The following is a 26,268-nucleotide window of genomic DNA, read 5'->3' on the forward strand; positions in this document are numbered from 1 at the left end:
CCTGGGTTGCTAACAGCCTATATTTGCCTGTCCAATTTTCTCAGATCTAGTGCAAGATTCTCCATCGTGGTTGCGAATACAGCAAGTTCCTCCGAACGGGAAGCTTGGCGTCTCGCTCCTTGAGATGTGTGCTGCGATTCTTGTTGTACACTTCCAAGCTTCCTCATAATCTGTTCGAGGTTCGCCTGGATTTTCCCCTGTGCCTCACGTGAACTGGCCGCGAGCTTCCGGACTTCACTCGCAACAACCTCGAACCCCCGGCCGAATTCGCCTGCATGCGCAGCTTCGATGGCTGCATTCAGACCAACCAGATGACTTTGCTCCGAAATTTCACGAATAAGTTCTCCCATCTTGCCGATCTGATGGATCTCATCGGTTAATGCCTCCAGCAATTCATGGGCTTGATCTTGTGAAGCAGCCGTTTCTCTCGCAACATCGGAAATAGCCTGGGCATTCTCGTTCAACTCACAGATCATTCCCGTCAGTTGCTGGGTAATCTGCGTAACGGCCGTCAGAGTATGCTCCTGTTCTGCAGCAAGCTGGTGCAGCTTTTCCTTTTCTTTCTTCTCATAAGCTTCAAGAACAAGCTGGGAGTCGAGATTAAACATTTTGCTCAGCGACTGAATCACACGATGCCAGGAATCAGGGATGACTTGCTGAAAGATGCTTGTTGCAATATCGAGATAAACCATATATGTCCCCAGATAATAATCTTCAGATAATCCAATGCGTGAATGTACCAATCCAATCGCAATACGCTGTTCAATATACGCCTCGTCTACTATGCCATCCGTCATGGACAGCCAGTACATTTGCTGCGTTTCTTTCAACCGTTCAATGGAAGAAAACTGTGTAATCAGCTCTGCGAGTTCAGGATAACCTCCGACATGATTATAGAAGTGATCCACCACGTCATGTACAACCTTCTGGAATACCGGCTTGTGGTCGGCAAGCAATTGCAGATCCGCTCTGGTGAGTCCAATATAATCGAGTTGCTTTTGTCTTGCTGCAGTAATACTCATAACTAGTTCTGTCAACTCCTTAATAACTACTAAAAAACACCAATTTGTAAAATTACTGTACCGATTATAGACTAAATGGCCTAAATTTACATATACCATTGGAACTAATTTGTCATGAATTTGACTTGTGGTGTCAGTTTTTTCGAGATTTTCATCGACTGTTCATGCAAAAAGACTCCTTTACCTGCCGTGAAGGAGCCTCACAGCAGGCATCAGGAGCCTGATCCGGAATGGTTTTGAACCTGTTAGCGATTCAGCAGACTGCCCACATAACGCAGCAGTTCATTTGCGCTGGCTGCCGTATATCCATGTTCTTCAATTAGGCGTTTGATAACCTCGTTCATCCGTTTCAATTGTGTAGCATCTGGTGTTTTGGTTGAAGTTGTAATCTTGACGATGTCTTTCAGGTCTGCAAACAGCTTCTTCTCAATCGCTTCCCGCAGTCGGTCGTGGCTGCTGTATTCAAACTTGCGCTCTTTGCGGGAGTATGCTGAAATTCGGATCAGAATCTCTTCCCGGAATGCTTTTTTCGCATTTTCGGATATGCCAATCTGCTCCTCAATCGAACGCATTAAACGCTCATCCGGATCCATCTCCTCATCGGTTAACGGATCACGGATTTTGGACCAGTTGCAGAAGGCCTCGATGTTATCGAGGTAATTTTCGAACAGTGTTTTGGCAGACTCTTCAAACGAATACACAAATGCTTTTTGCACTTCTTTTTTAGCCAGTTCATCATATTCTTTACGCGCCAGGGCAATAAAGTTCAGGTAGCGCTCGCGTTCTTCTTTGGTAATGGAAGCATGCTGATCCAGGCCGTCCTTGATTGCCCGCAAAATATCCAACGCGTTAATGCACTGAAGGTTTTGCTTAATCAAAGCACTGGATATCCGGTTGATGACATAACGTGGATCGATGCCGGACATGCCCTCATCCAGATACTCGTTTTGCATTTCACGCAGATCGGCTTCCTTGTAACCCTCAACTTCCTCACCGTCATACATCCGCATCTTTTTGACGAGATCCATGCCTTGTTTTTTCGTTTCCTTCAGGCGGGTAAGTATGGAGAAAATGGCTGCGGTCCGCAGCGCGTGCGGTGCAATATGAACATGTTTCATGTCACTTTGCTGAATGAGCTTTCCATAAATCTTCTCTTCTTCGGAGACCTTCAGATTATATGGAATAGGCATCACAATCATCCGGGATTGCAGGGCTTCATTCTTTTTATTCGAAATAAATGATTTGTACTCAGACTCATTGGTATGAGCAACGATCATCTCATCAGCACTGATTAAGGCAAACCGGCCTGCTTTGAAATTGCCCTCCTGCGTGAGCGATAAGAGGTTCCACAGAAACTTTTCATCACATTTCAACATCTCCTGGAACTCCATCAATCCACGATTCGCCTTGTTTAGTTCCCCGTCAAAACGATACGCACGCGGGTCGGATTCGGAACCAAACTCGGTAATCGTCGAAAAGTCGATGCTGCCCGTGAGATCTGCGATATCCTGGGACTTCGGATCGGACGGACTGAATGTTCCGATTCCTATTCGGTTGTCCTCGGAGATGATAACCCGTTCTACCTTGACACGGCTGATATCCCCGCCATATTCGGTCCGAAGTCTCATCTGGCAGGATGGGCACAGGTTGCCCTCAATACGGACACCAATCTCTTTTTCCACTTCGGGACGAAGCTCCAGAGGGATTAAGTGCAGGGGTTCCTCATGCATCGGGCATCCCTCGATGGCGTAAACGGCACCCTTTTCCGTCCGCGAGAACTGTTCAAGACCGCGCTTCAGCAAAGTGACGAGCGTCGACTTCCCTCCACTTACCGGACCCATTAGGAGCAAGATCCGTTTCCGTACATCCAGACGGCGTGCTGCCGAATGGAAATATTCCTCGACCAGTTTCTCAATGGAGCGATCCAGTCCAAAAATCTCCTGTTCAAAAAACTTATACCGTTTATGCCCCCCGACTTCTTCCACGCCAAACGATTCAATCATCTGATACACTCGTGCGTGAGCCGTCATTGCCGGAGTCGGGTCCTCTCTCAGCAGAGCAATATAATCTTCAAATGTTCCATTCCAAGACAAACGGTCACTCTCTGCCCGATATTCCGCAACGCGTTCAAAAATATTCATGCTTGGTACCTCCCATGGCTCCTTTAGTGTGATTGTCAACCATTCCGAATGGTATGAAGAAATCAATAGAATTGCAGCTCCTGCTTGAATACCAATCTGCGGTCCGGATTAGTCCCGCCACCCTCTGTCCAAACGTCTTGTATTGTTGTGAAAAGTGTATTACATACCTATGCGGCAAATCGGATAAGTTGACCTCTTTTTTTCAATTCATGATTCATAATTTCAGCTTTTCCCTGTTCTATCAGACATCTTGTGCCCTCAGAAAAAAATGCACGGTTATGATATAATTAAGGTTCTAAATTCAGGAAACCGGACAACGTCCCGCCATGGACAACTTCTTGGGAAAGGAGGAGGAATGATGGCAGTAAAATACGAGACCGAGTTATATTCGCCACTAAAAGCCTTTTTCGAACAGCAGGGATTCCTGATCAAGGCTGAAGTCAGACATTGCGACCTCGTTGGAGTCAGATCCGATCAAGACGAGCCCCTTATTGTGGAGATGAAAAAAACCTTCAACCTTTCGCTGTTGCTTCAGGGGATGCAGAGGCTAAAACTTAGTCCATTCGTTTATCTGGCTGTAGAGCGTAATCGGAGCAAACGCGGGGCTGTTAACCAGCGCTGGAGCGAACTCACAGCACTGTGCCACCAGCTCGGGCTTGGCCTGATTACGGTGACGTTCTATAAGACCAAGTCACCATTCATTGATGTGCTGTGTGAGCCTGCGGCATTGAAACGTACAAACCAGATTCCTTCCCGTAAAGGTGGGGTAAGGCGTCAACGGCTGCTGAGGGAATTTGAAGAACGCAGCGGAGACTACAACACGGGCGGCAGTACCCGCAGGCAGCTGGTAACCGCATACCGGGAGAAGGCGCTGCGTGTCGCCTCTGCCCTGCGAACCCAAGGCGAAGCTTCTCCTGCTCTACTCGCAAGACAAACCGGAGTCGGATCCGCTGCAGCCATTTTGCAGAAAAATTACTATGGGTGGTTCGAACGATTGTCACGCGGTAAATACGTACTTACGATCAAAGGGGCACAAGCCCTGACCGAGCATTCTCATATGCTGGAAGACCATGATACGTTGGAACATGATCTAATGATGTCAGGAAGTCTGGACTCCTCCGAAGATTTTATTGTGGAAGAGCTGGGGGGAATTGCGGAGGCAACTGAGCAGTATCGGGTACTCTTAGACGAAGCTTCTAACCCGTTGTCCAAAAATAAATAAACAGTTAAATAAAGAAAGATAAATGTTTCAGCAATCATGATGCATATAAAAGAGCCTGTCATCTCGGAGGAGATCACAGGCTCTTGCTAAATAATTCTATATAATAGCGATTAGAAGCTTGCTGCTACTTCAGTTGCCAATTTCAGGCCAGCATCAACGATCTCTTGGGAACGATCAGGTGAAGCGTTGTGACCTTCAACGATAACGAGCTCAGGGTTTTGGATACCCCAGAAGTTCAGTACGTTTGTTACATATTTTACGGACATTTCAGCAGATGCCATTGGCTCAACGGAGTAAACGCCGCCACGTGCATTCAGCAATGCCACTTTTTTGTCCCCAACCAAACCTACAGGGCCTTCAGCTGTGTATTTGAACATTTTGCCAGCTTGGCTCAGGTAGGAAATGTAGTTTACCAGTGGTGCAGGAACAGTGAAGTTCCACAATGGGAATGCAAATACTACTTTGTCAGCTGCCAGGAATTGATCTTGCAATTGTGCTGCGAGTGCAGCAGCTTGCTGCTCTTCAGCAGTTGCTTCGATACCATTAGCTGCTTTATATCCACCTGTGATAACAGTGTTACCGTAGTAAGGGATATCTGTATTGTAGAGATCCAGCTCAGTGATGGTGTCACCTGGGTGGGATTCTTTGTATGCGCTCAAAAATGCATCGTACAATTTTACGCTGACTGCTTGATCCGCAGGACGGTCGTTTGCTTTTACAAATAGAATGTTGGACATGTTCGTTCCCCCGTTAATTAAAATATATGAGTGCTTCTCCTGAAATCGCAATGAATACAGCATGTATAAAGAAAATAACAACTCATTAATACATATTATATATAAAAATGTTAGTGGATGCAATAACGTAATTACTTTGGGTTATGAACTCTTTTTATTGTTCTTCAGAATTTCATAAATTTACTTAGGAATCGCAGTTCTCACTTTCTTTTGAAGAAACCCGCTCTCGCTCTCTTTATCATTCTGCTAATTGCGAGCAGTGAATTCCGAGATGGCTTCACTGATCAGGTTCATGCCCAGCAGCAGCTCGTCGCGTCCAGGATGACTGAAATTCAATCGAATGTGACGGTGATCCTGGACGCCCGTGGAGCAGAGAGAGCCTGGCAGAAAGGACACACCTTTGGAAAGTGCCACTTTGAGCAATGCTCCGCTATCCAACCCCTCGGGAAGTTGAACCCACAGGTACATGCCCCCTTTGGGGATGGTATATTGAACCCCTTTCCAGCCTGGCCTTTTGAGCAACTCAAGCATCAGCTTCAGTCTGATTTTATATTCCCGGTTTAGCATAGAGAGATGGTCACTCCATTTAAATGGAGACTGGGCGAGCAGCTGATATAATAACCGCTGATTCATTGGACTGGATTGCCCGTCTGCAATCCGCTTGACTGAAGCCATGGCTTGTATCAAGGCAGGATGTCCTGCTGCCCAGCCCGTGCGCAGTGCAGGTGCAACCGTTTTGCTGAACGAACCAATATACAGTACATGCCCGCCTTGATCAGCAGTATCGAGCGCAAATAACGAAGGAAACCTGCGATAGAAGTCGGCCGTCTCCAGACCGTCGAAGTGGAGCTCTCCATACGAGTCATCCTCAACAAGCAAAACCCCGTAACGAGAGCACAGATCAAGCACAGCCTCTCTCCGTTCCATGGACCACAGCACGCCCGTCGGATTCGAGAAGCTTGGCGCAGCAAAAAGCAGCTTCGGTCTAAGCTGCTGCATGTGGTGCTCCAACAGATCTGGCAATATGCCGTCTGAATCGCCAAGGACAGGCACAATTTTGGCCCCTTGCATTTCCAGAACTTCAAGACAACCCGGAGAGGTAGGGTGTTCTACCAATACGGAATCCCCTGGCTCCAGCAGCAGACGCATCACCAAATCAATTGCCTGCTGGGTTCCTGTGGTTAATAAAATCTGCTCTGGTACTGTACGTATGTCTTTTCGGATATTCCAGTCCGTGTCCAGCCACTCTCTGAGAGGCCTGTAGCCTGCCGGTTCACCATACTGAAGAGCAGATGGCCCAGAACTGAATACAGATACAGCCGCTTCTTCCAGCAGCTTGAACGGAAATAATTCCTCTGCAGGTAACTCTTCGGCCAGAGAAATGAAATAATCCCGGCCAGACATTTCACGAATATCCCGGAGTGGTGAAGACAACAGTCTGTTTGTACGGGAGGCGAAGAAATATTTCATCGGTCCGTTCCCCTTTCATCAATTCCGAACTGTGCTCGCAGTCCACAGCCACTTCAACCTATTCCTGCTGAGCGCCGAATATGACGATTGGACCTGCCTCCTGATTCAAATCCTGCACCTTTATTAATGAAGAACGGATCAGGAGAGCGTCTTGGCCTGTCTCGCATATAAGGCATAGCGTTCAATAGCTTGCGCGCGGCTGCTTACATCCAGCTTCACATAGATTTTGCGCAGATAGTTATCAATGGAACGTCGGCTGACGTTAATCTCACTGGCTATTTTATCATAGGTTACGCCCTGAACAATTCTTTCCATGATAAAAGTTTCGGTTTCTGTCAGTTCCACCAGAAATTCTTCTCCCGGAGAGTCAGAAGGCTGAGCCCATTCACTGCTTGTAAGCCAGGAGATCGGAATGGATACGCACCCCTCCCGCAACCCGGAAATAAGGTGAATCAGCTGGCTAGGGGAAGCCTGTTTCGACAGCATGCCGCTTGCACCAAGACCCATAAGATGACGAAACAACTTCACATTGTCTTCATCTGTCAAAATAATAACATGACTATGCACGGATGCATTCTTCATCTGAGTAATATATGGATCTGCTTGCCCTTCAGGAAGCCGATAGTCCATTAAAATGAGATCAGGTTGATGGATCTTCACCAATTCTAGTCCTTCTGTACCTGTTGAGGTCATTCCCCGTACAAGTAAATCCTGCTGCTCTTCCAATATCAATTTGGTACCCAGCATGCTGGTGGGGTGGATATCTACGATGACCACCTGCCATACTTTTTTCATGATTGTTCCCCCTGGTTATGTATTGGACAATACTTTTCTACTTTTTTGCCTTGATTCTATCACCATACTTGCGACAGTCCACGTATAGAAGAAGCAAAGTCGAATAATGTCGAAATATGATGAATAAATGGATGAACAGCCATACATCTGCTTTATTTCACCAAAACTGCATCATGACCTTGCAATATATATGCCTCACTCATGCAAAATATAGTATAATTTTCCTGCATCTCTAGCTAAAAAGGTCGAAAATCCTGCCCAAAGTTCCTACTTATTGCATCTATAAGAAATTGTATCCTAGGACTTCCATCCGATGCAATCTCTTTTTATCCTATTACTGAAAGAATTTCATTTTTGCGTAATCAATAGTGGCATGATAGAATGAGGATTGGAATTTTTTTTACCTATTAATAACCAGGAGTGATGATATGAAACCTTCTGCTCAACCTTCTGACATCCATCACACCCGGAGCGCCAAAGGCAATGCCGGATCTTCAGTCAAGCTTTTTCTGGTCATGTGGATTGTTCTCATTGCACTGGGAGTTGTGGGAACCTACTACTATAGTAACCATCTTCAGAAGCAGATGCTTAGTCAGATTCAGGCCCATAATCAGCAGCAGATTGCCGCGCTAAAAGCGGACTACGAAAATCAGCTAACAACGATATCGAAGGAAGTAGCCGACCTGCAGGGACAAGTTCAATCCTTCAATGAGCTGCTGACGTTTACTAAGGATAATGCAAGCGATAAAACGGATAACAGCAATAAATTGTACACCCAGCTGAGCGAAGTCAAAAAGCAACTGGAAACTCTCCAGAAAAAGATGGACCTGCTCAAATGATTACACCCGTAAAACAGGTTAATCGTTTTTTTATGCTTGCACTTGCTCCTTTTATTGGATTGATCATCTGTTTGCTGCTGCTTCGCCCCCCGTTTGAACCCGGGGATTTGATTCATTCCGGACTGTCAGAGGAAACGATTACTCCCCAGACCCAGGCTATTCGCCAGGAGCTTGCTGGGGCCAAGGAAGCTGCCGTTCAAACTTCTTCTTCTATTAAAAGAACAACAGAGCTGTACAATCGTACGACAAGTACGATGTCTACCATTGTACAATCGGCGTCGGTACAAGCCGCACGTCCGGAAACGATATACAACCAGCGTATTTCGTCCAAGCTTGGCGTTCCCATTGAACGGGTTAACAGTGACCGGCTTACGATTGAACTCTATCGTGTGAACCCTGGTACGTATAAGGGTTACGCGATGAAAGTTAAACTGAAGGACCCTACGGCCATGAAAATGGCTATGAGCAGTGAACCTGGAAAAGCCGAGACAACCATGCAGGCCGTTAAACGAAATGGTGCGATCGCCGGAATCAATGCAGGCGGATTCGCAGATAGCGGTGGCAAACGATACCCGCTCAGCACAACGGTCATGGACGGTAAATATGTGAACGGCTTCCAAGCCAGTTTCAAGGATCTGTTTTTTGTAGGACTTAACGATACGGGCAAACTGGTAGGCGGCAAATTTTTTGATAAAAACTCCCTGGATCGCCTCAAACCACAGTTCGGTGCAACTTTTGTACCTGTACTGCTTCAGAACGGCAAGAAAACAGCCATTCCTGCCAAGTGGAGGGTGTCGCCCAAGAGGGCTCCGCGTACCGTAATTGGCAATTACAAGGATGATCAGCTGCTTATTATGGTCGTGGATGGATATAACGAAAGCGGAAGCTCTGGTGCCACTCTTGAGGAGCTTCAGGGTCGATTATACAAACTGGGCGTAGTGGATGCCTACAATCTGGATGGCGGCGGCTCCTCCTCGCTAATCCTGAACAATCGGGTTGTCAATCATCCATCAGACGGCAATCTAAGACCTGTGCCTACTCACTTTTTATTTTACAAATGATCCTGTATAGGCATTCCTTTTCTTCCTTTATTGGTTATAATAGAAGAAAGTGCTAAATGTACAGGAGGTGGCAAGTGTATGTCGTTCTCATTGACATTCTGGATTATTGCAATTGTACTTGCATTGTTCATGACAGGCATTTTCACTGCAGCCTACAACAACGACAAAACCAAGGGCCTTTAATGGCCAAGCCTCTCCTTGTGAGAGGCTTTTTTCATTGTGTTCATATACCAAGAGACAAGGCTTAAAAGAATGCTGTAATTCTTCTAAGCCTTGTCTCTCGGGGTACAGGATCGGCATCGCTTAAGCTATTCGTGATGATACAATTTACGGGGTCGTCCTCTCGCATCAAGAGTTAACCACCCGTTCATGGCGAATAGGCAATGGGATCTCTTGTGGAACCTGTCTGCAAACTGAACCGCCATCCACCAATGTAACGTAGATTCGTTCATGATCCACCGGTTCTCCGGCAATAATTTTGATTAACTGTTCCGCTGCAAGGGACCCCCATTTCCTTTTGGAATAATCAATGGTGACCAGTCTTGGTTGAACATATTTGCTCAGTTCAATGTTGTCAAAACCGATTACATCAATATCCCGGCCAATCTGCAGCTCACTTTCGGCCAAGCGATTACACAGACCGATGGCCATCTCGTCATTGAGACAGAATACTGCAGCCGGTCTCGTATACTCTTGAATAATTAACTCAGCAGCCTGCTCTCCGCCACTTTTCTCAAAGTCTCCCACAATCTCGATCCATTCCACATTTGCTTCCCGCTCGGTCACTTGTCTTACCGCTTTCATCCGCTGTGCCGAGTCAAATGAACCCTCCGGACCGGTTACGACATATATTTTCGTATGTCCCTGCTCAATCAGATGTTCCATCGCCAATGTAGCTCCTGCCTTGTTATCCAGCAGTACCTGATTAATATTCGGATGATGAAGCTCTCGGTCAAGAACGACAATTTTATGTCCCCGATCGGCATATTGCAGCAGCTCCTCGCTGGCAAATGTATGATCGAGAATAACCGCTCCATCAATCATTCGCTCCGGAAGCATCCGGTGGGACTGCTTGCCACTGCAGACGATCAAGTCATAACCCTGAGCGTTACAAACCGTTTTCATGCCACTAAGCAAATCCCCGTATACATCTCCGCTAAAGTCTGTCAGAAATACCCCCAGAATTTTGGATTCCCTTTTCTTCAACGTTCGTGCGGCAGCGTTCGGAACATAGTTCAGCTCTTTGGCAATGGCCAAAATTTTGGAACTGGTCTCATCTGTCACTTTATTGCTGCCATTCAGCGCATAAGACACGGTGGAGATCGAAACTCCCGCCTTTTTGGCGATATCCTTGATACTGACCACAATCTTCGCTCCCCTGTTATGTTCATCAGGCCCTCCGGGCTGGAGGACCTGACTTCTTGAATATTTGGTAAACGGACTAACCTTTATCTGATGACACCCTGGGTTACAAAATCATCTTTCGATCGCTGTTATCCCCAGAGTTGTCCTGCAATGTTTAACTGTAAATCTCGATCACGTTACCTTCGCCCAGACCTTGTTCTAGGGTTGTACGTGAAATACGCAGTCCCCCCTGACGATAAGGCTGCTGCAGTCTCGTCGTCTCCACTTCCTTGCCGCTCAGCAGCACACGTTTTACCGTTTCTCCGCCAAGATGATAGACAAAGGTCACTTTCTTGCCGTTATATTGGAAATCAAAGTGCAGGCCATCCAGACTTGCCGGAAGGATGGGATCAATTACGAGATCCTCTTCCTCTTGACGAATGCCCAGTGCGTTCGAGATCAGTTGGTTCATGTAAATCCCTGGTCCGCTGGAATAGATTCTCCACCCGCCTTTTACCTGAACATCACCGGTGCGAAGCTTATCGAACTGCTCCTGTGCATCATAGCGGTTGCTAAATTTACCATCAGAACTGCTGAAGTAAGCATTGCTCTGGCGAAGATCCGCATTAGGCACGACTTGCTGAATACCCACAGGGTTGATGATGCCAAGGCCATTCCATACTTCCTCGGGATTGCCAAGCTTCGCCATGGCTTCAATGTAGCGGATATGTGCATGCACATATTGCAGGCCAACTTCACGACCGAAGTTGGACGCCTGTTCCGCACGTTTGAAATGTGTGCTTACCCCTCCATCATATTGGGCTGGGCGGTTCATAAGCCGCACGCCGTCCGGGCAGAACAATTTTTCCTTAATCAAACGATAGTGGGACGCCGCCTGTTCAGGCTCCAGAAGCTCGGCAATCATGCTGCGTGTCATCGGCAACAGACGGTACTGAATGCCAGTCTCACTGTCATCCGGATGCAGCATCCGTTTGGCTTGCTCCGGGTCTTCCATATATACGAAACCAGGAATAACATCGGTATCCAGCATGTATTTGTTGAAGTCCTTTTTAACCCCTGCAGCCATGCTGCTTAATTCTGCCGCTAATTCCGGCTTCACAGGCACAAGTGCTCTGGATAGCTGGCTCAGTGTTTGATACGTCAGGGCAACGGTCCAGCTGCTGACCATATACTGTTTCAGTTGCGCATTCGCGGGTTGAAGTGTATCGTCCCAGTCTCCATCACCATACGAGGAAAGGAATGTATCGTGCAGGAAGTGGCTGCGGATATATTCGAGCTCTTTCTGCGCATGCTCCAGCACGGATGCTTTCTCTTCACTAAAATGGAAACCATGTTTAACGGTGTAAGGAACCTCTTCATCCAGAATGGAGTAATCCTTGGTCGCAATCAGGTAGTCACTTAGTACTTTAAGCGGCCATACAATGATATCTCCATGGCTCTCTTCCTGCTGAATTTTGAAATAACGGTCAAACATGAACCATTGCGGCCAATTGCCGTCATCCTCATACTGATGCGAATACACCATTTTCAAAATATCGCGGACCTGTTCATATTTCTGCGTAGCCATAAAGTATTCGACCGGCCCCTGACATACATCCCGTGTACCCCAAGCTGCGCCACCATATTGCTCCAAACCGTGCGGAACGGAGTAATGGACCAGCATATTATGGGTATACCACCATGCAAGCGCATTGACCTTGAACAACTCTTCTGCATTTGGCTTCCCAGGACGCGACAGATGGAACCCGTTCATGACTTTCGCATAAAAGGCACGATAAGCATCCACTTCCTTCTCGAAGCTGCGTGTGGACAACACCACACTCTCTCCTTCAAGCAGGCCTTGAATGGTCATTGTCCATTCAGCCGTACTCCCCAGCTGCAAGGTGAAAATGGATCCGTCACCCGAATTCACACCACTCGCCAGTCGGGTCTCATCACCAACTTTCACTCCCGCTCCGCTCACTGACATGCGATATTCCAGATTCGGGTATTCCTTGGCGCTGAGGCTGTCCGTATTCGCCTTAATGCGAAGTTCACCGTTCTGTTCGGTGACACGGGCAGGTAATTCATATTCATTCACATTCATGGTGATCTGATTGGTGATCAGGTAGCGATAAGCGATTCCTTTTTCCGATTTCACATGCAAACGTATTTCAGGAGTATCCAGTGTTGTATAGTTCGTGACAATCAGCGTGTCCTGATCCGTTTTGTAATACCAGCGCACATAGTTGAAGCCCATCTCGAAGAGAGAAGGCATGGTGAGCAGATGGAAGATTCCGTCCATCTCCACGTAGATCCGCTGACCGGAGGATTTCGCGATATTCAGCGCACTGCGGGCATTGCTCATCATTTTGTTAAAGTTCGTATTGCCCACAACGATGTGTGAGTTAAAAATACCGTACATATAGGAAGTCGTCGTAATCACATTCTCGCCCAGCTTCACATTGTTTCCGCTCATCAGAATATGACCGTGCGGACGCTCCACGCGCATTTCCTTTTCCTTGAGGACGATGTGCTCATAAGTGTCTGTGAAAAATGCCAACAGTTCTCCATCGACACGTTCTTCCTGATGTCTTGTTGAAGCCGGGAAGCGGGCATTGACTTCGTCATCAGACATAGCCAAAGTACGAAGGGGCTCACCCAGCGTCGGGTTCAGGGAAACTTTAGCTAAAGCGTTGGCAGAAGTAGCTGCAGCAGCTCCGTTTCCTTTACTTTTCACTTCATATTCGTTCCAGGCTTGTTCCACCACATCCTTATATTCCAATTCCTTAATGGCTGGCGCATGATTCGGCTGGAAAAGGCCGTAGAATACAAAGCGGGCTTCGCCATTCAAAACCACAGTTTCTGACTGAAGGGCAGTATATGCAAATTCATATTGATATACTTCATTTGCCAGCGACGGTTTAAGCAGGCTTTCCGGAATATTCGTTTCTTTGTAGCTTAAGCCAAAGAATTGGAATCCATCGGTTGAATACCCCGCAGCACGAGTTAGAGATCCCTGCTGCACATAGGGAAATACCCCGCCCTGGGGTTGATTTTGCCTGGATGCTACGACATAACCCCATTTGTCATCCTCAAATACGGCATGATCGATATATTGCGAAAGATAAGCTTCATTGCTTCGTACCGCTCCGGGGTCAGCTATGCCAATGTCTTGGCCGTAGATGACATCCACTTTTTCCCCGTGGCCGTTAACCGTTACATCCCAGAACCAGACTCCATGAGCTGTCGGTGCAAAAACAACCTGATAAGTCACCCCTTCCGCATTACCCACCCACACCAAGTGGTCTCCGTCCTGATGAACCTGGCTCTCGGAATGGATGCCAAGCATGGGAACATAACGAATACTGGATTCATCATGAAAACGCAAATAGAGATTATTCAAGGCCCCGTCTACCGGGCTTGTCATTAATTGATTGATCATGGCCTGTCCACTTGCAGCCTGGAACAGATCACCACTCTCCCAGAATGTGAAGTTCAGCTCGCCGGCTTGAATGTTGATTTGCGATCTAGTCATCGTATTCATGTATCTATTCATATCCTCCTATCCTGCCTTCTTCCCCTGCCAAGCAGCCATGAAGAAGGCAGTGCAGCTCCACTGCATTTTTATGCTAATATCCAATCACTCACTTATGGTAACTTGCATTCATTAAACCAACTTGAACGTGCTTTCCAGCGTATCGCGGCTGTTAGGGCCGACAAAAATCTGGAATGTCCCTTTGTCACTGCGATAAGTCAGATCGGAATGATGATAGCGAAGTTGTTCCTCATTTAACGTAAATGTAGCCGTACCGCTCTCGCCTGGCTCAAGTGCAAGTTTCGTATAACCCTTCAGCTCACGCATTGGACGTACTACCTCACCGGTTACATCACGCACATAGAGTTGAACCGTCTCCACACCTGCGCGCTGTCCGGTATTCGTTACACGAATCTGGATGCTGATCGGTTGATCGACACTCATCTCCTGGCTGGACACTTCCAGATCACCGTATTCAAACGTGGTGTATGACAAGCCATAGCCAAACGGAAGCAGTGGATCGTTCGGGCTATCAATATACTTTGAAACATAACGCTCTTCCGTTTTCTCCGGGTTCAGAGGACGTCCTGTGTTGAAATGGTTATAATACACCGGGATCTGACCGACGGACTGCGGGAACGACATCGTCAAACGTGCAGATGGGTTCACTACACCTGTGAGAACATCAGCAATCGCTGCTCCGCCTTCACTGCCCGGGAACCACGCTTCAAGTACAGCATCCGATTCTTCAAACACGCCATGCAGATCCAAAGGACGACCATTAAAAATCACGCTAGCCATCGGTTTGCCTGTCGTCTTCAACTGTTTGATGAGTTCAAGCTGAGCTGCTGGCAGACGAATATCGGTACGCGAACCACCTTCACCACTCATTTCAGAATCTTCACCCAGAGCCAGAACGATAAGGTCAGCCTTACTCGCCGTTTCCATGGCTTCAGCGATTTGTTCCGAGGTGATCGTGTGAACGCCACTTCCTTGGGCCATGTGAACCTGTCCATGCTGCATACGCTCCTGCAGTGCCGTTCCCAGCTTGACAGCATCCGCCTTCACCCCTTCACAAGACCACCAGCCGAGAATGTCTTCACTCTGGGCAAAAGGCCCGATCAATGCGATATTCGCTTCCGGCTGAAGCGGAAGTACGCTGTTATCATTTTTCAGCAAAACAGCCGATTTGGTTGCCAGCTCGTAGGATACCTGACGATGTTCCTTCGAGAATACAATCTCACGTTCGCGTTCCGGGTCAGCGGCACGGAGTGGATTGTCGAACAATCCCAGTTTTTCTTTGAGCTGCAGAATACGGAGTACAGCCTCATCGATAAGCTTCTCTTCCACTTCTCCGCTCTGGATCAGCTCAGGCAGATGATTAACATAACAAGGGGTCATCATCTCGATATCTACGCCTGCGCGAATGGCACGGTATGCCGCTTCACGATCATCTTCAGCTGCACCATGCGCAATCATCTCGCGGATGGAAGCCCAATCCGAGATCAATACACCATCGAAGCCCCACTCGTCACGTAAAATGTCACGCATTAACTTTTCATTACCGCTCGCCGGGATGCCATCTACTGTATTGAACGAAGCCATCACCATTTCGACACCTGCATCCAGGGCAGCTTTGTATGCTGGCAAATAATACTCACGCAGATTGCGCTCGGACATATCTACCGTGTTATAGTCACGTCCGCCTTCAGCAGCACCATATGCTGCAAAGTGTTTAACACAAGCAGCGAGACGATCTGGCTCATCTTTCAAACTGTCGCCCTGATATCCACGTACAAAAGCCGCCGAAAACAGGCTGTTGAGGTACGGATCTTCGCCTGTCGTTTCCATCACGCGGCCCCAGCGAGGGTCACGTACCAGATCCACCATTGGAGAAAATGTCACATGCAAACCGGATACTGCCGATTCGCGTGCAGCAATCTCTGCACTTTTCTCAGCCAAGTCCGTATCCCATGAACACCCAATCGCCAGTGGAATCGGGAAAATCGTTTTAAAACCATGCACGACATCCGCCATAAACAACAGCGGAATACCGAGACGGCTTTTTTTCAGATAGGCCTGCTGTACATCAATAATGGCCTGTGCGCCTGACAAGCCCAGGATGGAGCCACTGGCAACGACAGATTGCTCTGTAATCCCCATTTCTTCCATCGGTCCAGTAATCTGGCCTTGGGCATCTGTCCCTTCGTAAAAATTGGCGGTCAATTGAAGAAGCTGCGCCGTTTTCTCCTCCAGCGTCATCTGTTTGACCAGGTCAAGCAACTGCTCATTATTCATATCCGTTATCCTCCACTGCATGTTGTTGAAATAAAGAACCCGGCTGCGTTCGGGGAGAGACCGCGCACCGGGTTCAGAATGGTGGGCTGACAGATCGTCCTGTCATGTCCCATCTTGTTAACTACTGAATGATTACTTGAATTCGCTGTTCAGTTCATCCAGGTAAGGTTGAACCAGGGACATCTTGCTGTTCACCCATTCTTTCCAGTTAGCTTCCAGATCTCCACTTTTGAGGATCAGGTTGGCATATTCGTTCTGGTAATCGAATGAAGCTTGACTCTTAGCTTTGGAATCGTACAGGTTGACATCCCAGTCGTATGTTGCGAGCGATTTACCTTCTGTACCGAGTTTTGCTTTTTCCTCGAACAGTTTTACGGCTCTATCACGGTAATCCTTTTTAATAGCAGGGTTTACAACACTGAAGTCGTCACCCAGTAGATACAGACCTTCGAAGCGTGCTGGGTATTTGTCTTCCAGAACTGTTCCTTCTGGCAACAAGCTAACCAGTTCGTTGTTCTCATCATATTTCCAGTCCGTTCCTTCGAAGCCCATGTTAATAAGCAGCTGTCCTTCTTTTGTCGCGGAGTAGTCGATCAGATCCATAATTCGTTCAAATTTCTCGTCACTGATCTCAGGGTTGAAAATCAGCGCGGACCAGAAGTTTGCTTGCTCCAAGTTACGGTATTTCCCGTCATCTCCAAGAACGATTGCAGTGTGTACCAGCTCATCACTATCTACACCCAGGTTCTTTCTCATATCGGTGTCCAAACCTTGTCTGTATGAAGCCAATCCACCTAGACTTGTAACTGCCGCAGTACCTGTTACTTTAAAGTTGTTTTGACCTTCATTGTTTTTCCATGTGTAGAACTCTGGATTGAGCAGTCCATCCTTATAGGCTTTTTGCATCAATTTCAGTCCTGTCAGCGTCTCGGGATCTGCTGGTCCCCAGTGGAACTGACCATCTTCACCTTTATAGAACGGAGAATCCGTCATGGCATGCACGCTGTTCGGCATAATCATGTTTGTCATAGCGTCTGCTGCATTGTAGGACAGCGGTACAAGTTTGCTGCCTACTTTGCCTGGATCTTTTTCTTTCACAAGGGCAGCATATTCATTAATTTCTGATGTTGTATACGCATCTTTTAACTCGAAACCAACCGCTTCAGCCCAGTCCTTGCGGAGAGCAATAACCCCGATTTGGTTTGTCAGTGGATCAGCAGGTTTGTTCTCATAATAAATTGGTCTAGGCAAGAGATACGTTCCGCCAGTCAGTTCTTCCAATTTATCTCCGAGTCCTGTCAAGTTGTAAGCTGCTGCCACGTTCGGCCAGCGTTCCTTCCAGTCATCCGGGAATTTGTAGAAGAGCCCTTGATCAATATTGTTCAAGGCATCACCGTGAACATAGTTCCATACGGATACATCCGGCAAATCTCCTGAGTTGATCCACAGGCGAAGTTTCTCGCCCCATGAATCCCAGTCAATATAGTTGTAGTCCCAAGTTACATTGAACTTGTCTGTCCAGAATTTATGGAACTCATTATCCATGTTCCCGTTTTTTACTTCCGTAAGGTTAGCTACAGAGATGGTCAGGTTATCTGTATAATTTCCCTCTGCATCCTTCTCGTTGCTACCCTCCGAACTACTACTGGAACAAGCTGTCACCACCAACATCAACATACAGAGCGTGATGGCAAAAATGGATCTAACAGACAACTTTTTGTTCGTCTTCATGCTTTTACCCCCATGTTTTTTAGTAGAATTTTAAGTCGAAAATCCTATACGTATAATCAGGTCTTGATAGCCCCTGTTAATACCCCTTTGGCAAAGTGCTTTTGCAGCATTGGGAAGAAACACATAATTGGCACCATAGTGACAAATACCGCAGCCATTTTCATCCCCATTGAGAAATTGCTGACTTGCGTTGCATCCACGCTGGAAGCATTGGAGGCATTGGTTTGTGATGTAGATATAATCGTCCTAAGTACATTTTGCAGTGGTAACTGATCTGCCTTTCGCAGGAAGATCATCGCATCGTACCAACTATTCCAGTAGGCTACGCCATAGAACAGCGTGATCGTAGCGATAATGGGTGTAGCGAGCGGAAGAACGACATTGAACAGTATTCTCCACTCCCCTGCACCATCCAGTCGCGCAGATTCCATTAGCGATTCCGGCAAAGTGTAGAAGTAGTTCATCATCAGGATCATGTTAAATGCACTGAAGCTTCCCGCCAGAATAACGGACCATAGTGACCCCGTCAGATGAAGTGATTTCATGATCAGGTAGAGTGGTACGATACCACCATTGAAGATCATGGTGAACAGCACTAGGAAAAAGATAAATTTCTTGAACGGAAAGTTGCTGCGACTTAGTCCATACGCCATGCTTGTTGTCAGGAACATACTGAGAGGCAAGCCAATCACCAGTAGGATCAGTGTATTTTTGTACCCCGAAAGGATCGTCCCGTCCGCAAACAGTGCTTTATAGGAATCCAAAGTGAACTCTTTAGGAAACATCAATAATGGATTGTCGGCATATTCTTTCTGTGTTGCAAACGAGATCATGATGACATTCCAGAACGGAATCAGAATCATCAGGGCAAGCACAAGTAAGATGGCGAAGATCACGTAATCCAGAAGCGTCATTCGTTCTGTACCAATCTTCGACTTTTTGTTAGCTTTCTTGCTCATTTCATTTTTCCTCCTTTCTTATCGGAACAACCCATCTCCGCCAAGCAGCTTCGCAAATCTGTCAGCAAGGAGCAGCAAGATCATATTCACAAGGGAACGGAACAAGCTGACCGCTGTCGAGAACGAGAAGTCGGTTGATGATTGGAACGTAATCCGATAAATATATACATCGAGTACTTCCGATACATTTTTGGTTGCGGCATTTGCCAAGTTGAAGATCTGATCGAAACCGGATGACATCAAACCACCGACAGACAGGATAAACATTACGGTGATGGTCGGCAGGATGTTCGGCAGCGTAATGCGGAACATTTGCTGCAACCGTGAAGCTCCGTCGATCTGTGCAGATTCGTACTGATCCTGATCGATACCCGAGATCGCAGCAAGGAAGATGATGGCACTCCATCCGCTTGATTTCCAGATATCTGTTAATAGAAGCATCGGTACAAAGTTGGATTCGGAACCCAGGAAGTTAATCGTTGGCAATCCAAGCAATGCTAGCGTGCTATTCACCAAGCCGTCATACGCCAGCACATTGATGACAACCCCGGATACGATAATCCATGAAAGGAAGTGAGGGAACGTAAGAATCGTTTGGAACCACTTTTTCCCTCTGCGCATCCGCAGTTCGTTCAGTAACAGGGCCAGAATAATCGGGAACGGGAATTGAATAATCAGCTTCAAAATGTTGATATACAATGTCCGCCATACCGCGTCGATAAACGTGGGATCCCGGAAAACGTATTTGAAGTTCTCAAATCCGCTCCAAGGACTTCCCCAGATCCCCAGGTTCGCCTTGTAATCCTTAAATGCCAGTGACAGGCCGCCCATTGGCAGATAGGCGAACAAGATTAGCCAGACAAGCCCCGGGATAAGCAGGGTGTACGTCATTCTGTGCTTCCAGATTTCACTCCAGAGCGAATTCCCTTTCAAGTTTCCCTTCAGCTTTTTGCTAGGTCCTTCGGCTGCAGGTTTCAATTTGCATCTCCTCACTCTACTTTGGTCTTGTCGTTATACAGAAAATCAAACATCGTTCTCAGGTGCTGCTCCCAAAATCTCCATTCATGAGCTCCCGGAGATTCAACATACCGGAACGGATACGCAGTTCCCTGCATATACTCGGCGAAGCGGCGGTTCATTTCAATAAATGGATCACTTTCACCGCAGCAGCTGAGCACATCCGGCAAAGGTCTGCCCTCTTCCAACAATTTGGCTGACAGTGCGTAAATGTCCTGATCAGGCTTTACCTGTAACCGTTCTCCAAAAACCGCTTTCATTTCCTTGATCATACCGGGTGGCATATGGGGATCATGAAGCCTGGTCTGAATATCGGTTACTCCGGAAAAAGAAACCACTTTGCGATAACGTTCGGGATAAGTCAGTGCACATTTCAGAGCACCATATCCTCCCATGGACAATCCCGCAATGTAAGTCTTCTCGGGATCCGTGTTCAGGTTGAGCTGACGTCTGCAAAACTCGGGCAACTCCTGAGTAATATAATGGAAGTAATTCAGGCCGTACTCCATATCGGTGTAGTAGCTTCGGTTCGCTTCCGGCATGATGACCGTACAGCCATATTGTGCAGCGTACATCTCGATTGTAGTCAATCGCTGCCATGTACTCGCATTATCGCCTGCCCCATGCAGCAGATATAGCGTACCGCCTGAAGTCTCTCCGGAGTCACTGGACACTACGTGTATGCTTGTGTTCATGCATAACGTAGGCGATCCGGTTTCGATCGTGATGTGTGCCATATGGAACCCCTTTCATCATCAGCTGTTGCCTGTACTTTCTCTACTCTTGCTTTTCTGCTGTGACTTCTTCCCATTCCCCCGTAATCTACTAGGTTATCGAAACGATTTTCTCGAATCGTTTCAAAACATAGCTAACGTTGATTCACATGGACTTAAAAACAGCATTTTTTACTTGGAAGCGATTTCTTCGAATCGTTTCGAATAAATCATAATCCCGATGAGTAAATCCTGTCAATAACCTTTTTACAAATTTCGCGTTATTTTCTCAAAAAACTTCTTATTCAAGTGTAAATTTGCGTCAAAAGGCACTTTATTTGTGTAAATTCACCCTTTTGGTAACCGTTTGCACATCTTTCATTGACATCACTTTCAGATTGTACTAACATAAATCCTAATTTTGGTTCCAGATTACGGAAACGTTTCACCAATTCAAAATATCGTCTTTTTTATGGAAAGGAAGTTGTTATGTCCAGCATCGTTAATAGCTTTGTTCATCATATTGAGGCTCAGCAATTAAACGTACTGTCGGTTCGTGTTCTGCAGCATGGAGAAACACGTGGAATGTGGGATCGGACTGAGGATACGCGGCGCTTACAGCATTCAATCAGTAAGTCGTTTACATGCATGGCTGTAGGATTGGCACTCGAAGAAGGCATATTCACACTCGAATCCAAACTGGGAGAATACTTCACATGGCCAACACCTGCTCCTGACCTAACAGCCTTCTCTCCTGCGGATCTCACACTGTATGATCTGCTGCGGATGTCTTCAGGGCATGATGTGCCTGTGCTCTGGGCGGAGGAACGGGCCACGCTTGCGGAGAAAGATTGGGCTAAATATTACATGTCACTTCCAATCGACAGAGTCCCTGGCGAAGCATTTACATACAGCAGTGCCGATACTTTTATGATCTCGGCCATGTTTCAGGCAGCCTCGGGCCAGACCGTAAAAAATTATCTGATTCCCAGACTGTTTGAACCGCTGGAGATTTACAACGTCGAATGGGAAACCTCTCCACTGGGCATTACATTAGGCTGTGCGGGCTTGCAGCTTACGAATGAGGAATTAGGCAGGTTCGGACAGTTTTTGCTTCAGAAGGGCAATTGGAAAGGCAGTCAGCTGGTTCCTGCGGAATGGATAGACCAAGCCACAACTCGCCAGATTACGACGCCGGGCGAAGGCGATTGGGGACAAGGATACGGATATCAATTTTGGCTATGTTCTCACAATGCATACCGTGCTGATGGGGCTTATGGTCAACTATGCGTGGTCCTGCCCGAATTGGACGCTGTAGTTGCCGTTAGTAGTGACGAATTAAACATGCAGGCCATTTTGGACCTGATCTGGTCCGATATCTTTCCGCATCTTGAAAGTAAACCATTAAGCTAGTCTATATGATTATAAGTTAATTGTATTTTTGCAAAACATTTTGAAAAAACAAAAGAAGTATCATGCCTTTATCGGTCATGATACTTCTTTATTTTACTTACCCGTGCTGTGGAAGCTGGGTCATTTCATCTAGACATTGTGCGCATATGTAACGCTCTTTGAACTCATTGACTTCTTCCATCGATCCGCAGAAAATACATTTTGGACGGTATCTCTCCAGAATGATATGGTCCCCTTGTACTAAGATCTCTACAGGATCTCCCTCATTCATTTGATACCTTTTACGCAAAGATTTAGGCAATACGATCCTACCCAATTGGTCAACTTTGCGAACTACTCCAGCTGGCTTCATAGCTACGGCACACCTCTCCTATCTTACTCTAAATTTCTAGGTACAATTGTACTATGTTTAAAGATTCGCCAAGATTTTGTCGAATCCTGCTGGAAATAAACATTTTTTGTCCTTTTTTTTGAAAAATGTTTTTTTAGCGAATTCTAACAAGCACTTGAACGCGAATATGGATCAATCCAAGCCCGGAAAATTCAATTGTCGTAATGCTTCATATACGATAATTGCCGCCGAATTGGACAAGTTTAATGAACGTACATCACCTGTCATGGGCATTCTCATGCAAGTTTCCGGATTGGCAGCAATTAATTCAGGAGGTAGTCCTTTGGTCTCTTTGCCAAAAACCAAAAAATCTTCATCCTGGAATGTAAAATCGCTATAGTTGTTTTTCGCCTTCGTGGTTGCGTAGAAAAAGCGACCCTCCGGATACTTTTCCTGAACCTCTGCGAATGAATCATGATATTCAATGTGAACTGCATGCCAGTAATCCAGGCCAGCCCGCTTCAAGGTAGCATCATCCGTCCGAAATCCGAGTGGGCGAACCAGGTGCAGATGGGTTCCCGTAGCCGCGCAGGTGCGAGAAATATTGCCAGTATTCGCGGGAATCTCCGGTTCAACCAGAACGATATGCAAAGCCATATGTGTTCAATCTCCTTTAAGTTCATGTATCTGTTGCAATCCTCTAATTCTAAAGAAAAGCCTCCCACACGTCAATGTGGAAGGCTCTGGAAGGGCTAGATTGGAAGGCTAAGGCCTCTCATCCATTCCCCTATGATTTAACCATTTGTCTTCTGAAAGTGGCTCATAAAGTCTGTCAGTGCCTTAACACTCTCATAAGGCGCTGCATTGTAGATGGATGCACGAAGGCCTCCAACACTGCGGTGTCCTTTTAATCCGACAAACCCTTCCTGTTCGGAAGCCTTAATGAATTGTTTCTCCAATTCTTCCGAAGCAAGGCGGAATGTCACGTTCATCAGGGAACGGTCTGAAGCATCAACACAGCCGCGATAGAAGTCGCCTGAGGAATCAATGGTATTATAGAGCAATTCCGCTTTTTTGATGTTCTTTTGCTCGATCCCTTTCAGTCCACCTTGTTCTTCAATCCATTTCAGAACTTCATTGACCATGTAAACAGAGAAAGAAGGCGGGGTATTATACAGGGAATTGTTTTCGGTATGTGTGCTGTAACGAAGCATCGTTGGAATCGTTTTTGGCGATTCGCTTACCAGCTCCTCCCGAGCAATTACCACTGTAATCCCGGATGGTCCAAGGTTTTTCTGTGCACCCGCATAAATCATGCCAAACTGAGTAAGATCGAATGGTTTACAGAAAATATCACTCGACATGTCAGCAATTAAAGGTACAGATCCCGTGTCCGGGAAAGACTTGAACTGTGTACCCTCGATCGTTTCATTGGATGTCAGATGTACATAAGCTGTGCGGTCAGGCAAACTCAGGTTCGATACATCAGGCAATTTCATGTATTTATCGGCCTCGGAAGAAGCTGCGATGTGGGTTTCACCAATCAGCTTCGCTTCAGACAACGCTTTTTTCGCCCAGCTGCCTGTCATGACATAGCTTGCAGTTTGGCCTGCCCCCAGAAGGTTCATCGGCAGCATGGCGAACTGGGTGCTCGCTCCGCCCTGAAGAAATAGTACCTTGTACCCCTTCGGATTGCCTAAGAGCGACAGCAAACGCTCCTGAGCTTCATTATGTACGGACTCGTACACTGCCCCACGGTGAGACATCTCCATAATCGACATGCCTGTGTTACGAAAATCAACAAATTCTGCTTGCGCACGCTCCAAAACCTCCAGTGGCAGTGCCGCTGGTCCTGCATTAAAATTATACGCTCTCTTTGTCATTTTTCCCCCGCCCTTTCCATCCGTAGCTTACATATGAAGTAAATATTATCGCTATGATATCAGTATTCCCTATCCGCATCAAGGGCAATAAGCACTGAAGCTGGCAATTAGGGTCATCAAAATACTTTATCACCCTGCAAAGTTAACGTACTACATCATCCATTCATGGAAAAGCCTCCGAGAGCGAGTCCCGGAGGCTTAAATTGTAGGTACACTTCTTTCGATCAGATTAGCAATCGAAGTAAAGGCTGTACTCGTGCGGATGAATGCGAATAGCTACAGCTTTTGCTTCATCACGTTTGAGGTTGATGTAGTTCTCGATGAATTCTTTTGTGAATACGCCGCCTTCAGTCAAGAACTCGTTGTCTGCTGCCAGAGCATCAAGCGCCTCTTCCAGGGAAGCTGGAACGCTGCGGATGTTTTCTTTGTCAGCATCTGACAAGTCATAGATGTTTTTGTCGAGTGGACCGTAACCAAGCTCAGTTGGGTTAATTTTGCGTTTGATTCCATCCAGACCCGCCATCAGCATTGCGGAGAATGCCAGGTAAGGGTTAGCAGTGGAGTCAGGCGTACGGAACTCGATACGACAACCTTTAGGTGTCACAGCTGCAACCGGGATACGTACTGCTGCAGAGCGGTTACCTTTGGAGTAAACCAGGTTTACCGGTGCTTCGTAACCAGGTACAAGACGTTTGAATGAGTTTGTACTTGGGTTAGTCAACGCGATCAGAGCTGGTGCATGGTACAGAATTCCTCCGATGTAGTGCAGAGCCATTTCGCTCAGGTTTGCATATCCCGCTTTGTCGTAGAACAACGGGGAATCGCCATCGAAGATGGATTGGTGAACGTGCATTCCGCTACCATTATCACCGAACAATGGTTTCGGCATGAATGTAGCTACTTTGCCATATTGACGTGCAGTGTTATGCACGATGTATTTGTATACAAGCAGGTTATCTGCTGTTTTCTTCAACGTATCAAAACGGAAGTTGATTTCGGCTTGACCAGCGGTTGCCACTTCGTGGTGATGACGCTCGATCGACAGGCCAGCTTCTTCCAACAGACGACACATTTCACTACGGATATCTTGTTGAGTATCCACTGGTGCTACAGGTACATATCCGCCTTTAGTGCGAACTTTGAAGCCCAGGTTGCCGCCTTCTTCCTTGCGGTTCGTGTTCCAAGATGCTTCTTCGGAATCAACGTAGTAGGAAGAGCTGTTTGTGCCACTCTCATAACGTACATCGTCGAAGATGAAGAATTCGGACTCAGGTGCGAAGAATGCTGCTGTACCTACACCGCTCTCTTTCAGGAAAGCTTCAGCTTTAACAGCGATGCTGCGTGGGTCGCGCTCATAGCGCTCGCCATCTGGTGTGAAGATATCACACATAACATTCAATGTAGGGTGTGCAGTGAACGGATCGACATAAGTCGCTTCAGGATCTGGCATCATAACCATATCGGACTCTTCAATTCCACGGAAACCTTGGATAGAAGAACCGTCAAAAGCTACTCCATTTACGAATGTGTCTGCATCAACAGCCGAAGCTGGCAACGAGATGTGATGTGCACGACCAGCTAAATCTACAAAACGAAAATCTACCCACTCGATGTTGTTCTCTTGAATTGATTTCAATACGTTTTCAACCGACATGTATTCGTCCTCCCAAATATTCCGAACAATAAACAACCCCACGAAAGAAAATGTCCATATTCGAATTTTTTTCTGTCGTCATTATAATTTCTTAAACATG

20 protein-coding genes are annotated in these 26,268 nt (G+C 46.8%); 4 read left to right on the top strand and 16 right to left on the bottom strand.

The annotated features are described in order from the left end of the window. Positions 1 to 17: 17 nt before the first annotated feature. Together CHI14_RS09790 and CHI14_RS09795 are read right to left on the bottom strand one after the other, a co-directional pair. Positions 18 to 1,022, bottom strand: coding sequence for a globin-coupled sensor protein (locus CHI14_RS09790; protein ID WP_095288252.1), 1,005 nt, complete (start codon positions 1,020 to 1,022; stop codon positions 18 to 20). 245 nt (positions 1,023 to 1,267) lie between these two features. Then, positions 1,268 to 3,163 (bottom strand): PrkA family serine protein kinase, encoded by a 1,896-nt coding sequence (locus CHI14_RS09795; RefSeq protein WP_095288253.1) that lies wholly within the window; start codon positions 3,161 to 3,163, stop codon positions 1,268 to 1,270. A gap of 358 nt (positions 3,164 to 3,521) precedes the next feature. Here CHI14_RS09795 and CHI14_RS09800 point away from each other — a divergent pair, with 358 nt between their 5' ends. After that, on the top strand, positions 3,522 to 4,385 hold the full coding sequence (locus CHI14_RS09800; RefSeq protein WP_095288254.1) for a DUF2161 domain-containing phosphodiesterase: 864 nt from the start codon (positions 3,522 to 3,524) through the stop codon (positions 4,383 to 4,385). A gap of 110 nt (positions 4,386 to 4,495) precedes the next feature. Here the strand turns inward: CHI14_RS09800 and CHI14_RS09805 are convergent, their stop codons facing one another. The 3 genes from CHI14_RS09805 to CHI14_RS09815 all read right to left on the bottom strand — a co-directional run bounded on the left by CHI14_RS09805 (position 4,496) and on the right by CHI14_RS09815 (position 7,387). Continuing rightward, on the bottom strand, positions 4,496 to 5,185 hold the full coding sequence (locus tag CHI14_RS09805) for an FMN-dependent NADH-azoreductase (protein WP_402873007.1): 690 nt from the start codon (positions 5,183 to 5,185) through the stop codon (positions 4,496 to 4,498). A 183-nt stretch (positions 5,186 to 5,368) separates the two neighbouring features. Next, positions 5,369 to 6,592, bottom strand: coding sequence for an aminotransferase-like domain-containing protein (locus CHI14_RS09810; RefSeq protein WP_095288256.1), 1,224 nt, complete (start codon positions 6,590 to 6,592; stop codon positions 5,369 to 5,371). Positions 6,593 to 6,730: 138 nt separating this feature from the next. Then, a complete protein-coding gene (locus CHI14_RS09815) occupies positions 6,731 to 7,387 on the bottom strand; it encodes a response regulator transcription factor (RefSeq protein WP_095288257.1) in 657 nt (218 codons plus the stop codon). A 428-nt stretch (positions 7,388 to 7,815) separates the two neighbouring features. On the opposite strand from CHI14_RS09815, the gene CHI14_RS09820 reads away from it, so the two are divergent. Together CHI14_RS09820 and CHI14_RS09825 are read left to right on the top strand one after the other, a co-directional pair. Continuing rightward, complete coding sequence (locus CHI14_RS09820; RefSeq protein ID WP_095288258.1) at positions 7,816 to 8,226, top strand: uroporphyrinogen-III C-methyltransferase; 411 nt, start codon at positions 7,816 to 7,818, stop codon at positions 8,224 to 8,226. Then, positions 8,223 to 9,287, top strand: a complete 1,065-nt coding sequence (locus CHI14_RS09825; RefSeq protein ID WP_095288259.1) for a phosphodiester glycosidase family protein — start codon at positions 8,223 to 8,225, stop codon at positions 9,285 to 9,287. Before CHI14_RS09820 ends, CHI14_RS09825 begins: the two co-directional genes overlap by 4 nt. 348 nt (positions 9,288 to 9,635) lie before the next feature. On the opposite strand, the gene CHI14_RS09830 is transcribed toward CHI14_RS09825, so the two are convergent. The 7 genes from CHI14_RS09830 to CHI14_RS09860 all read right to left on the bottom strand — a co-directional run bounded on the left by CHI14_RS09830 (position 9,636) and on the right by CHI14_RS09860 (position 20,911). After that, entirely contained in the window at positions 9,636 to 10,652 is a 1,017-nt protein-coding gene (locus CHI14_RS09830) for a LacI family DNA-binding transcriptional regulator (protein WP_095288260.1), read from the bottom strand. Positions 10,653 to 10,806: 154 nt separating this feature from the next. Continuing rightward, positions 10,807 to 14,178 (bottom strand): GH36-type glycosyl hydrolase domain-containing protein, encoded by a 3,372-nt coding sequence (locus CHI14_RS09835; protein WP_095288261.1) that lies wholly within the window; start codon positions 14,176 to 14,178, stop codon positions 10,807 to 10,809. Between the two features lie 123 nt (positions 14,179 to 14,301). Continuing rightward, the gene (gene bglX, locus CHI14_RS09840; protein WP_095288262.1) at positions 14,302 to 16,467 is read right to left on the bottom strand and encodes a beta-glucosidase BglX; all 2,166 of its coding nucleotides are present in this window, start codon (positions 16,465 to 16,467) and stop codon (positions 14,302 to 14,304) included. A 132-nt stretch (positions 16,468 to 16,599) separates the two neighbouring features. After that, positions 16,600 to 18,198, bottom strand: a complete 1,599-nt coding sequence (locus CHI14_RS09845; protein WP_095288263.1) for a type 2 periplasmic-binding domain-containing protein — start codon at positions 18,196 to 18,198, stop codon at positions 16,600 to 16,602. Between the two features lie 56 nt (positions 18,199 to 18,254). After that, entirely contained in the window at positions 18,255 to 19,157 is a 903-nt protein-coding gene (locus tag CHI14_RS09850; RefSeq protein WP_095288264.1) for a carbohydrate ABC transporter permease, read from the bottom strand. A gap of 18 nt (positions 19,158 to 19,175) precedes the next feature. Further along, entirely contained in the window at positions 19,176 to 20,135 is a 960-nt protein-coding gene (locus CHI14_RS09855; protein ID WP_095288265.1) for an ABC transporter permease, read from the bottom strand. A gap of 11 nt (positions 20,136 to 20,146) precedes the next feature. Further along, positions 20,147 to 20,911, bottom strand: coding sequence for an alpha/beta hydrolase (locus tag CHI14_RS09860; protein WP_095288266.1), 765 nt, complete (start codon positions 20,909 to 20,911; stop codon positions 20,147 to 20,149). Between the two features lie 465 nt (positions 20,912 to 21,376). Here CHI14_RS09860 and CHI14_RS09865 point away from each other — a divergent pair, with 465 nt between their 5' ends. Then, positions 21,377 to 22,300: a serine hydrolase domain-containing protein gene (locus CHI14_RS09865; RefSeq protein ID WP_095288267.1), complete on the top strand. Its 924-nt coding sequence runs from the start codon at positions 21,377 to 21,379 to the stop codon at positions 22,298 to 22,300. A gap of 97 nt (positions 22,301 to 22,397) precedes the next feature. Here CHI14_RS09865 and CHI14_RS09870 read toward each other — a convergent pair whose 3' ends face one another. From CHI14_RS09870 to glnA, 4 genes are all read right to left on the bottom strand, one after another. Beyond that, on the bottom strand, positions 22,398 to 22,652 hold the full coding sequence (locus CHI14_RS09870; protein ID WP_024629045.1) for an AbrB/MazE/SpoVT family DNA-binding domain-containing protein: 255 nt from the start codon (positions 22,650 to 22,652) through the stop codon (positions 22,398 to 22,400). Between the two features lie 171 nt (positions 22,653 to 22,823). After that, positions 22,824 to 23,288, bottom strand: a complete 465-nt coding sequence (gene trmL, locus CHI14_RS09875) for a tRNA (uridine(34)/cytosine(34)/5-carboxymethylaminomethyluridine(34)-2'-O)-methyltransferase TrmL (RefSeq protein WP_095288268.1) — start codon at positions 23,286 to 23,288, stop codon at positions 22,824 to 22,826. A 137-nt stretch (positions 23,289 to 23,425) separates the two neighbouring features. After that, complete coding sequence (gene serC / locus CHI14_RS09880) at positions 23,426 to 24,514, bottom strand: 3-phosphoserine/phosphohydroxythreonine transaminase (RefSeq protein ID WP_095288269.1); 1,089 nt, start codon at positions 24,512 to 24,514, stop codon at positions 23,426 to 23,428. Positions 24,515 to 24,743: 229 nt separating this feature from the next. After that, on the bottom strand, positions 24,744 to 26,168 hold the full coding sequence (glnA, locus tag CHI14_RS09885) for a type I glutamate--ammonia ligase (RefSeq protein WP_095288270.1): 1,425 nt from the start codon (positions 26,166 to 26,168) through the stop codon (positions 24,744 to 24,746). Positions 26,169 to 26,268 lie beyond the last annotated feature (100 nt).

Source organism: Paenibacillus sp. 7516 (genome assembly GCF_002272715.1).
Taxonomy (GTDB): domain Bacteria; phylum Bacillota; class Bacilli; order Paenibacillales; family Paenibacillaceae; genus Paenibacillus; species Paenibacillus illinoisensis_A.